The sequence below is a fragment of the Paraburkholderia domus genome (assembly GCF_905220705.1).
In the GTDB taxonomy this organism is placed as follows: domain Bacteria; phylum Pseudomonadota; class Gammaproteobacteria; order Burkholderiales; family Burkholderiaceae; genus Paraburkholderia; species Paraburkholderia domus.
In genome coordinates this window covers 1-10,209 of record NZ_CAJNAT010000061.1, presented here as the reverse complement: position 1 = coordinate 10,209, position 10,209 = coordinate 1, and the positions used below count along the sequence as shown (strand labels likewise).

At 63.4% G+C, this 10,209-nt stretch carries 9 protein-coding genes; all 9 read right to left on the bottom strand.

What is annotated here, in order from left to right:
- Positions 1-28: 28 nt before the first annotated feature.
- Positions 29-982, bottom strand: a complete 954-nt coding sequence (locus tag KHO31_RS38590) for a patatin-like phospholipase family protein (RefSeq protein WP_201075322.1) — start codon at positions 980-982, stop codon at positions 29-31.
- A 21-nt stretch (positions 983-1,003) separates the two neighbouring features.
- Positions 1,004-1,555: a hypothetical protein gene (locus KHO31_RS38585; RefSeq protein ID WP_201075323.1), complete on the bottom strand. Its 552-nt coding sequence runs from the start codon at positions 1,553-1,555 to the stop codon at positions 1,004-1,006.
- A gap of 633 nt (positions 1,556-2,188) precedes the next feature.
- A complete protein-coding gene (locus tag KHO31_RS38580) occupies positions 2,189-3,379 on the bottom strand; it encodes an acyl-CoA dehydrogenase family protein (protein ID WP_201075324.1) in 1,191 nt (396 codons plus the stop codon).
- A 36-nt stretch (positions 3,380-3,415) separates the two neighbouring features.
- On the bottom strand, positions 3,416-4,327 hold the full coding sequence (locus KHO31_RS38575) for an ABC transporter substrate-binding protein (RefSeq protein WP_236061239.1): 912 nt from the start codon (positions 4,325-4,327) through the stop codon (positions 3,416-3,418).
- A 333-nt stretch (positions 4,328-4,660) separates the two neighbouring features.
- Positions 4,661-6,262, bottom strand: coding sequence for a rhodanese-related sulfurtransferase (locus KHO31_RS38570; protein ID WP_201108284.1), 1,602 nt, complete (start codon positions 6,260-6,262; stop codon positions 4,661-4,663).
- On the bottom strand, positions 6,259-6,867 hold the full coding sequence (locus KHO31_RS38565; protein ID WP_201075328.1) for a cysteine dioxygenase family protein: 609 nt from the start codon (positions 6,865-6,867) through the stop codon (positions 6,259-6,261). The genes KHO31_RS38570 and KHO31_RS38565 overlap by 4 nt, the downstream gene beginning before the upstream one ends.
- Before the next feature lie 33 nt (positions 6,868-6,900).
- Positions 6,901-7,953, bottom strand: coding sequence for an ABC transporter substrate-binding protein (locus tag KHO31_RS38560; RefSeq protein ID WP_201075329.1), 1,053 nt, complete (start codon positions 7,951-7,953; stop codon positions 6,901-6,903).
- A 12-nt stretch (positions 7,954-7,965) separates the two neighbouring features.
- Entirely contained in the window at positions 7,966-8,937 is a 972-nt protein-coding gene (locus KHO31_RS38555; protein ID WP_236061224.1) for a class II aldolase/adducin family protein, read from the bottom strand.
- A gap of 11 nt (positions 8,938-8,948) precedes the next feature.
- On the bottom strand, positions 8,949-10,028 hold the full coding sequence (locus tag KHO31_RS38550) for an LLM class flavin-dependent oxidoreductase (protein ID WP_201075330.1): 1,080 nt from the start codon (positions 10,026-10,028) through the stop codon (positions 8,949-8,951).
- Positions 10,029-10,209: the final 181 nt, after the last annotated feature.

Sequence of the window (10,209 nt, the reverse complement as noted above, 5' to 3'; positions counted from 1 at the left end):
ACTAAGCGCCGCGCAGGAAAAAAAACCCTCATTCCATCCCTAATCTAGCCCGGATAGCCGGCAACATATACTCCACTGCCGCGCGCCCCTCCTCAATCGCCGGCCCGGCGCGATGAAAATCAAAAATCCCCATCCCGCCCAGCCGCGGCTGAATCAGAATATCCGCCGGTTCGCCGGCCAGGCGACTACGCGAAATCCGCACCTGCATGATGTCGATACTCTGTGCGATCGAACTCAGCATCGACGGCACGCGCGTACTCGGCGCCGGCGGCACACGCACATCATCGGAAGCACGCCCTTCTGCAGGTGCAAGCCAGCGCGGCCAAGGCTTGCCGTTGCGACGCAGCGCGACCGGCTGCGGCGCATCCGGATCGAGTGCCGGCGTCTCGACCGCCGCACCGCCGAAATCGCGGCCATTCAGAATATCGTTGTTCAGATCGACCGCGATCACGCAGTCCGCCCGCATGCCGCGCGCCACCGAAACCGGCACCGGATTGCTCAAGCCGCCATCCACCAGCCACACACCGTTGTGAAACACCGGCGTGAAAATCCCGGGAATCGCAATCGAGGCGCGCACCGCGTCGACCACGCTGCCGTCCTGCAACCAGCTCTCGCGGCCCGAATCGAGTTCGGTGGCCACCGCCGCGAACGGTATGTTCAACTGCGCGATCGAGCGGCCGTTGAATTTGTCGGCGAAAATCTGAATCACCTTGCGCCCGCCAAGCAAGCCGCCCGAGAAACGCAAATCGAGCAGCCGCACCACCGTCTGCCAGGTGAGCCTCGAGACCCACTCCTCCAGCCAGTCAAGGTCGCCGTTCGCGTAGATCGCGCCAACCAGCGCGCCGATCGATGTGCCGCACACCACGTCCGGCTTGATGCCCGCATCGTGCAACGCGCGAATCGCGCCAATATGCGCCCAGCCGCGTGCAGCGCCCCCACCCAACACCAGCCCGATACGGCTGTACTGCCGTCGACGTATCATGTGTTCCCCGCTTTCTATCGGCTATCGCCCTCGTATCACGTCCGAGCGCGATGTCGTGTACACCTTCTGATATTGATCGAAGTGCACGTTGAAAATGCCTTCTTCAGTCACCCCGCCCTCGCGCCACTTCCAGCTCCACACGGTTTCCGGCTTGAGCGGAAACACGGCAATCTGGCCGGGCTTGCCGAGCAGGCGGCGCACCTCGTCCTCGGTCATGCCGATGCGAATCTTCCCGAAGTTGTCGGCGGTCAGCACCTGCGTGATCGCTTGCAATTTGCCGTCACGGTCGATGTCGACCATGTACGTGTTCAACCCTTGCGGGCCGCGCGGATATTCGAAACGCTTCGAACCGTCGGTAAACGTGCGCTCGGTTTCCGGCTTGCCCATCTGATCGCGGATCTGCGCCTCGGTCGTGACGCCCGGCGTCATATTCTTGAGCAACAACGCATCCGGCTTGACGGCGTTGAAGAGTTCCTTGAGTTTTTGCACGGCGCGGTCGCTCTGTTGGTCGTCGCAACCGGTCAGCGCAACGCACGCGACCAGCATGGCGACAGTAAGCAATTTAAGGCTCACAGCGAGTTTCCTGTCCGGACGCGAAGCGGCAATTCGCCCGCATCCCGTTGTGTAGGGTGTACTACAGGATAACCTCGCACGGAAAAAACCGCGAGCGAGGCCGGCAACGCGGCAGTGGGCCTTCATGCAGAGTGGTTTGCGGCGGCATGCGATTGCGCAACGAGGTCGCGGAAAGACTGTGAAAAACCGCGGGAAAAAGCACAGGGTCCGGCAAAACGCGCCGCAACAGGCACGGCAAACGGGTGGCAAGTTCGCAGCGAAACCCGCGAAAGCGGGCGCCACAAGCAAAAAGGCGGCGCTATGCAAAGCGCCGCCAGTATCGGTCGATACGATCAACCGGGAAAGTACCGGGAAAATAATGGCGGCCGGACAGCCGCCTGAAGCGAAGCATCGCGGACGACGCGCAGCGGTCCGGTTCCGGGCGAAGCGGTGAGAGACCTTGGCCTCTGACCTTGCGCCATCGCCGGAATGGCAGACCGCTGCTTGTTTGGCCGCCCTGGTCCCTCGATAAGCCTTTCAAGTGCAGCTAATCTAAACGGATTAGCGGATTTAGACGAGTGCGCGTTTACACCGAATGGGCAGAGGATTTGCCGTTTGCGGCGCCAGCGCTGCAAACGGCTCCCGCTACCCCTCTCACGCGCCAACAAACGAAGCAAAACCCGCGCGCCCCGCCCCCTGCAGCACCGAATCGTTCTGCGGCGTATGAATCCGCGCACACAGCACATCGCGATAGTGGCGCTCGAGCGGATTGTCACGCGCAAGGCCGGGATTGCCGCTCGCCTCAACCGCCAGTTGCACCGCTTCGATTGCCTGGCTCGTCACCGTGTATTTGACGAGCGGCGCTTCGTCGAGTGTCACGTGTTCGGCGTGCGCGCTTGCGTCCAGCAACACGCGGTTGCTGAACAACAGCGCGTCGATGCGGCCCAGCGTCTGCTGAAACGCGGGCAGGCTCGCGAGCGGCGCGCCGAGATTGCCGGGCTTGCGTTCGGCGGCCCATTGCGCGAACCAGTCGCGCGCGGCCCGCGCGACGCCGTCATACACCGCCGACAACAACACGCTCATCCACGCGAAACCGGGCGCATCGAGCCCGGCACCCGGCGCACCGGGCAGATGGACGTCAACCGCATGCGTGGCCGGCACGAACACGTTGTCGAACACGAGTTCATGACTGCCCGTGGCGCGCATGCCGAGATGATTCCACTCGCCGCCGACCCTCACGCCGGGCGTGTCCCGATGCACCAGCCACACGCCGACGCGCGGCGGGGTTTCGTCGCTACGCGCCCACACCGCGAGCCAGGTGAGGCCGGGGCTGCCGGTCGAGTACAGCTTGCTGCCGTCGATGATCCAGCCGTCGGCGCTGCGCTTCGCAATAGTCGACGGCAAACCGCCGCGTGCCGGGGTGCCGAGTTCAGGTTCAACGCGTAGCGAGTTGATCAGTGCGCCATCGCGCACCGCTTCACGCGCCACGCGTTCACGCAGTTCGACAGGCCAATGCGAATTGCCCTGCAAGCGATGATGAAACAGGTATTGCATCACCAGCACCAGTGCCGTGGACGGCTCGCCGCGCGCCACCGCGCGCACCACTTTCAAGGCTTGCGGCAAGCTCGCGCCCGCACCGCCGAGCGAGGACGGCACCGTCAACGAAAGCAGATCGAACTCATGCAGGCGCGCCAGATTGGCATGCGGAAACTTCGCCGTGCGGTCGTAGTGAGCCGCGCTTGCAGCGAACTCGCTGGTCAGTTGAGCGAGCAGCGCGTCGAATTCATCGCTGTCGAGCGGTGGATGACGGCGCGTCACCGCGCTTTCGGCAATCGGGGCGTTCATACAGGGATTCCGGCAAGCCGCTTCAAGAATCAAGGATCAAGGCAAAGGGAAGCTGCGATCGAAGCTCGTGCGCACGTCGAGATGTGCACGAATAACGTTGGCGGCTTCGTAGGTATCGGCGGTCCGCTGCTGCGCGGCGACGACGCTGTCGTCGATCGCCACGGGATGCACCTGGCCGCGCTGATAGACGGTTTTCAGCACATCGGTTGGCAGGCCTGTGACTTTTGATTGCATCGCCGCGACTTCGTCAGGATGCGAAAGCGCCCAACGCTGGCCGATCGCCACGCGTCGCAGGAAGTCGGCAAGTTGCACGCGCTTGTCCGCGATCGCGCGTTCGGTCGCGACCTGATAGCTGAGTCCTTCGGACAAGCCGACGCCGTTGGCGATGATGCGGTCGTGATCGCGCGCCTCGCCGAGGGCGGTGTACGGGTCCCACACCGACCATGCATCGACGCTGCCTGACGCGAGCGCCGCCTTCGCATCGGCGGGTGCAAGGAACACGAACGTGACATCGCTAACCGGCACGCCGGCCTTCTTCAGCGCGGCGAGCGCGAGATAGTGGCCGATCGAACCGCGCGTCGTGGCGATGCGCTTGCCCTTCAGGCTCGCTGCATCGTTCAACGGCGAATGCGCGCCGACGACGATCGCCAGATCCAGCGGATTCGACCGGGTTGCCGCGACGGCGCGTGCCCGAGCACCGGCAGCGAGCGCGAACACCAGCGGGGCATCGCCCAAGCCGCCGACATCCACGGCACCGGCATTCAGCGCTTCGCCGAGCGGCTGCGCGGCTGGAAAATTGAACCACTCGATCTTGTACGGCAGATCTTTCAGCTGACCGGACGCTTCGAGAATGCCACGCGTTTGCAAGGACTGGTCGCCGACTTTGAGCACGGGTAGATCCGCTGCATGGGACTGCGTTGCGCAAACCGTCGCGCACAGTGCGAGCATTACCGCACCGAGTGGTTTGAGCAACGCACGTTGCAACACGAATGAGTTGGAGAAAGAAGAATGGGGAGTCGTCATAGCGGCAATTACGTCATGGCATCCAGGTGATGTGCTATCGACGATAAGGCACGCATCTGTATAAGACAAACGCATTATTCTGCTAAGCAAATATGCGAATTTTCTTGAACGGCGAGGCATGCGTGCACGTCGACACGGGTATCATCGAACGCACGAATCTTGCACTCTGTACCGCACTCATCGAGTCTTGAGCCGCGCGCTGACTTTGTCTGCTTCGGCTGATTCATCCGCTTCGTCTGCCTCGCGCCAACCCGCACCTCAGATCACACGGAAACCGTGCGTACCGTCGCGCCCAAGTTGAGCAACGAGGCCGTACTCCCACTCCAGATACGCGTTCATCGCTTCGCGTGCGTTATCGGTTCCCTCATACGGGCGACGATAACGATCGATGCGTGGCGATGCCAGACGCGTCTCACCGCTTTCTACGGCCAGGCCCGCTTCGATCCACGCGCTCGTGCCGCCGCTTAACACCTGCACCGGCTTACCCGTCAATGCCGCCAACTCAGGCGCCGCGAAGCGCGCAAGAAGACTGCTGCCGCAGGTCACGACATAACGTTGCGCATCCGGCAGCTTGCGCAACGCTTGATCGAGTTGCGCACGAATCGCGAACCACGCGCCCGGAATATGGTGCTTCACATAGTTTGCGCTGGCCGTGAAATCCAGCGCGACAGTGCCGGGCGATTGCAGGAGAGCAACCAGCCCGGCCGGCGTGATTTCATCGACCGCAGGCGGCGTGAGCGCATGGCGCGCGGCGGGTGCCGCGCCTTTTTCGCTGAAGTCGGCGTTACCCAGGCCGTCCACCACGTAGACGTCGACGTTCATCTGCGCGAGCCACGACGCGGTCATGTTCGCGCGCACGCCGTCGTTGTCGGCGAGGATCACGCGCGCGCCGCGCACCGGCGCGAACATGTCGGTCTCCTGCACGAGTTGGCCGCCTGGCGCGTTGCGAAAACCGGGCACATGGCCCGCTTCGTATTCTTCCGACGTACGCACGTCGAAACGATAGACCGTGCGTACCGCTTCGTCGGCCCAGCGACGCGCTTCGTCGCGCGAGGTGCGGCCCACCTTCGCACGATCCGCCACTTCACGCGCGGAATCGGCGGCGGCGAGGCGAAGTATGTCGTCGGCAATCGGATCGAAGCGGCGCGAGCTGCCGTGCGCGAGCGCCTGACCGGCAAGCGTCCAGCCGATGGTGCCGTTGCGCAGCGCCGCAACCGGATTCGGCACGCCGGCGTTGATCAGCGACTGCGCGCCGATGATACTGCGCGTACGTCCCGCGCAATTGACGATGATCCGTGTGGCGGGATTCGGCGCGATCTGCCGCGCGCGCAGCACCAGTTCCGCGCCTGGCACGCTGATGCTGCCGGGAATATTCATGGTCCGGTATTCGTCGAAGCGGCGTGCGTCGAGCACCACCACATCGGCTTCGTGATCGAGCAGCGCAAGCACCTGCGGTGCTCCGAGAGACGGCGTATGGCGCGCGCTTTCGACCAGTTCGCCGAATGCCTTGCTCGGCACGTTGACGTCCTGGAACAGCTCACCGCCCGCCTCGCGCCAGCCTTGCAAACCACCGTCGAGCAGCGCGACATCGGTATAGCCCAGCTCGCTCAGACGGTACGCGGCGCGCTCGGCAAGTCCTTCGCCGTTGTCGAACACAACCACCGGCACGTCACGGCGCGGCAAGCGCACAGGCGCTTCCAGTTCGAGACGCGACAGCGACAGATTGGCAGCAAACAGCGGATGACTGCGCGCGTGCGGATCCTCCTCGCGCACATCCACGAGCGCGATTTCCTCGCGCTCGAGCAGTGCGCGGCGCACGTCTTTGAATGATCGGATACGGAACTCTTTAGCGAAACTCATGAGATCGGGGACTCCTTCGAGACATTCCAGATATTCGGCAACACGTCGTTCGAGTAACCGGAGATAAAGGTCTTGCGGCCGCCGCCGGCCGGATAGACGGAACGCGTCACCGCGCCGATATTTCCACCGTACACGTGAATGCTGATCGACGTACGATCATGAAAAGCATTACTCACGCGATGGATATCGCCGACGCGTGGCGACACGGCATCCACCGCGCCCATGTCGAGGCGCTTTGCCGCGCCTTCCTCCTCCAGCGCGCCGCCTGGCGTGACGCGATAAGCCTGAGCAATTTCCGCACCACGCAATACGCCGATCAAACCCCATACGGTGTGATCGTGCACCGGTGTCGACTGCCCCGGCCCCCACACAAAACTGACGATTGAAAAACGCTGCCGCGCATCCGCGTGCAACAGGAATTGCTGATAGTGCTCAGGGTCGGGCTGCGCGAAGGCGTCGGGCAACCAGTCGTCGTGGGCGATCAGCTCACGCAGCGCCGCACCGCCGGCTTCGAGCAGATGCGCTTCGGCCACCTGCTCGTCGACGAGCGACGCAATCCGGGCAACGAACGCGCGCAGCCGGTCCGGTCTCAAAGCTTGAGTCATCGAATGTTCAGAATGTGGGTTGACTTGAATCGGTCACGCACCGTGGGCGAGCGCGGCGTTGAAGGTGTCGGTCCATAACGGTGCGACGTCGACGTGCCGGTCGATCACCGCGGCACGCGCGAACGTATCGGCGACCTGCTGCTCGCTCGCGATATCCGCCGCCGTGATCCCGGTGACGCGGCGCGCCTGGCTCTGGTTGCGATACAACGAGCGGATCGCCTCCTCCGGCACGCGCAACTCCGTGGACAATACCTTCGCGTACGCATCCTGATGCTGGCCGAACCACGTGCAGGCGCGTTGCAGCCGCACCAGCAGATCCGCGGATGCAGCCCGCCGTTGCGGGTCGGCGAGCACCGATGGATGACCGTAGTAAAGATAATTGCCGGACAGATAGCCGTTGGCGTTTTTCAGCACACGCGCCCCTGCTTGCGAGATCGCGAGCGGCACGTTGTAACCGTAGATCGCCCAGGCGTCGAGCGAACCGGCGTTGAACGCGGCGAAGCCGTCGCGCGGCGCAAGCGAGGTGGCCTGAATATCGTTGAACGATAGCCCTGCCTCTTCGAGCATGCGCAGCAGGTAGTAATGCGTCGTGGTGGCGCGCAGATAGCCGACGCGTTTGCCCTTCAGATCGGCGATCGAGCGGATCGTCGAGCCCTTCGGGACTAGTACGACCTGATTGTTGACATCGTCCTTGTAGACGGCGATCACGCGCACCTGAGCGTTCTGCAGGCGCGCGAAGATCGGTGGGATCTCGCTGCCCGAGGCGATATCGAGCGAGCCGCCGTTCATCGCCTCGACCATCGCATTGCCGGATTGGAACTCGGACCAGTCGATGGTGTACGGCGTATCTGCGAGGCCCGCGGTTTTCAGGAGCGTTGCGTCGCCGCCTTTGTAGGTTGCGACGCGCAAACGGACTTTGCTGAAATCCACGTGCGGATCGGTTTTCTCACTCGCTGCCGGGGTAGCTGCAGCGGCGGTGGTCGAAATCAGGCCTGTGCCTGCTGCGCCAAGCAACGCGGCTGCAGGCAGCGCGGACATGAGCCGGCGGCGCCGGAGCGAAACCGGCGAATCGAAACGTTGGGTCATCTTATGGAGCGCTCAGGTAAGGACGTCAGGCTCGGCTTCGACCAGCCCTTCCAGCAGGCTCTGGAACGCGAACAGCGCGCCGCCCGCGCGGCCTACCTGTTCGTGCGTGAGTGCGGCGACGTCGTGCGGGATAGTTTGTGGCGTGCCCGCAGCCTCGGCGAGCAATTGCGCATGGCAGGCGTTGTCGAGCGCGATATACCACCAGGCCGCCGCCTCGACGCTCGGCCCCGCCGTGAGGATGCCGTGATTCTTCAGGATTACCGCCTTTCGTTCGCCCAGCGCCGCAGCGATGCGCGCGCCTTCGTCCGTATCGAGCACGACGCCGCGGAAGTCGTCGAACAACGTGTGGTCCTGATAGAACGCGCATGAGTCCTGCGTCAGCGGATCGAGCGTGCGGCCGAGCGTCGACCATGCTTTACCGTAGAGCGAATGCGTGTGGGCGGCGGCGATCACATCGGGGCGCGCTTCGTGAATCGCCGCGTGAATCGCGAAGGCGGCCTGATTCACCGGCCCCTCGCCGATCACGATCTCCCCTTGCGCATTCACTAGCAGCAGATCGGACACGCGAATGCGGCTGAAATGCTTGCCGAACGGATTGACCCAGAAGTGATCGGGCCATTCCGGATCGCGCGCGGTGATATGGCCGGCGAGACCCTGATCGAAACCATAACGGGCGAACAGGCGAAACGCCACGGCGAGCCGTTCCTGCCGATAGCGCCGTTCAGCCGCGATACTGTCGCGCGGCGGGACGTCATCGAACCAGAATTTACGGAGCGGCGCTTGACGCTGGAGTGGCGGCGTATCCGCGGTGGTTTGCGGCGTGAGAACACTTTGTAGCGCCGGGGTATTTTGCAGCGCGCGGGCACTGTGCGGCACTGGGGTATTTTGCAGCGCGCTGGCATTTTGCGGCGTCGGCGTATTTTTCAGCGCACTGGCATTTTGCGGCCTCGGGGTGTTTTGCAGCGCGGCGGACAGATCGGTCATCGTGGCTCCGTTCAGGCGGCCACGCGTTCGACGCGCGCAATCCGTTCACGGGTGGCGGGGATCAGTTCACGCCCGTAGTCGATTGCGTCTTCGAGCGGATCGAAGCCACGCACGAGGAAGGTCGAGACGCCGAGCGCGTAGTACTCGGCTAGCGTTTCGGCGACCTGTTCCGGCGTACCGACCAGCGCGGTCGAATTCGAGCGCCCGCCGATTTCCTTGGCGACACCTGTCCACAGACGTTCATCGACGCGATCCGATTCACCGGATGCCGCGAGCAACCGCCGCGCGCCTTCGCTTTGCGCCGGGCCGCCGACGCCGAGTCCTTGCGCCGCACGCAGCCGCCTCGTTTCTTCAAGGATGTGCTCCGCACGCTCCCATGCGGCCGCTTCGGTCGCAGCAAGAATGGGTCGGAACGACACCGAGAAGCGCACCGTACGGCCGTGTTTGGCGGCTTCCGCGCGCACACGGGCGACCTGTTCGCGCACTTGCGCCTTCGATTCGCCCCATAGTGCATAGACGTCCGCATGACGTCCGGCGATTTCGAGTGCGGGCGCCGACGCGCCGCCGAAGTACACGGGGATATGCGGTTGCTGCACCGGTTTCACTTCGGAGAAGCCTTGTTCGAAGCGGTAGTACTGACCGTTGTGATCGAAGGGTTTCGCTTCGGTCCAGATGCGGCGCAGGATGTGCAGGTACTCGTCGGTACGGGCATAGCGCTCGTCATGCGACAGGTAATCGCCGTCGCGGCGTTGTTCGGCGTCGTCGCCACCGGAGATGATGTGGACTGCGAGACGTCCACCGGAATAGTGATCGAGTGTTGCCAGTTGGCGCGCGGCGAGCGTGGGCGCGACGAAGCCCGGACGATGGGCGAGCATGAAGTGCACTTTGTTTGTGACGCTGGCCGCGTGGGCGACGGTGAGGAGCGCATCGGGGCTTGTTGAATGATGCGGTACGAGGATGCGGTCGAAGCCGGCTGCTTCGTGTGCTTGGGCGAATTGCTCCACGTAGCCGATGTCGACGACAGGACCTTGCGGTGCGTGGGTTTCAGACACCTTGCGGGTCTGGATCATGCCGATGAATTCGATAGACACGGTGGTGTCTCCCAGGGTGGTTTTTTTGCCCGGCGGGGCGGTGGCTTTCTTGGCTGGATGCGTTGCTCGGTTCGAGGGGCTTAAGGTAGCAGTGCTACATGCGGTTGTTAAATATTGATCGGACATATCTATATCGGGTTTGCATGTAACGGAAGGGGTTTTGGCTACGCCGTGCTTGTTC

Bases quoted from the DNA above. Each gene is read 5' to 3' on its own strand.
- KHO31_RS38590 (WP_201075322.1), bottom strand. From the start codon at position 982: ATGATACGTCGACGGCAGTACAGCCGTATCGGGCTGGTGTTGGGTGGG.
- KHO31_RS38580 (WP_201075324.1), bottom strand. From the start codon at position 3,379: ATGAACGCCCCGATTGCCGAAAGCGCGGTGACGCGCCGTCATCCACCG.
- KHO31_RS38575 (WP_236061239.1), bottom strand. From the start codon at position 4,327: ATGCTCGCACTGTGCGCGACGGTTTGCGCAACGCAGTCCCATGCAGCG.
- KHO31_RS38570 (WP_201108284.1), bottom strand. From the start codon at position 6,262: ATGAGTTTCGCTAAAGAGTTCCGTATCCGATCATTCAAAGACGTGCGC.
- KHO31_RS38565 (WP_201075328.1), bottom strand. From the start codon at position 6,867: ATGACTCAAGCTTTGAGACCGGACCGGCTGCGCGCGTTCGTTGCCCGG.
- KHO31_RS38560 (WP_201075329.1), bottom strand. From the start codon at position 7,953: ATGACCCAACGTTTCGATTCGCCGGTTTCGCTCCGGCGCCGCCGGCTC.
- KHO31_RS38555 (WP_236061224.1), bottom strand. From the start codon at position 8,937: ATGACCGATCTGTCCGCCGCGCTGCAAAACACCCCGAGGCCGCAAAAT.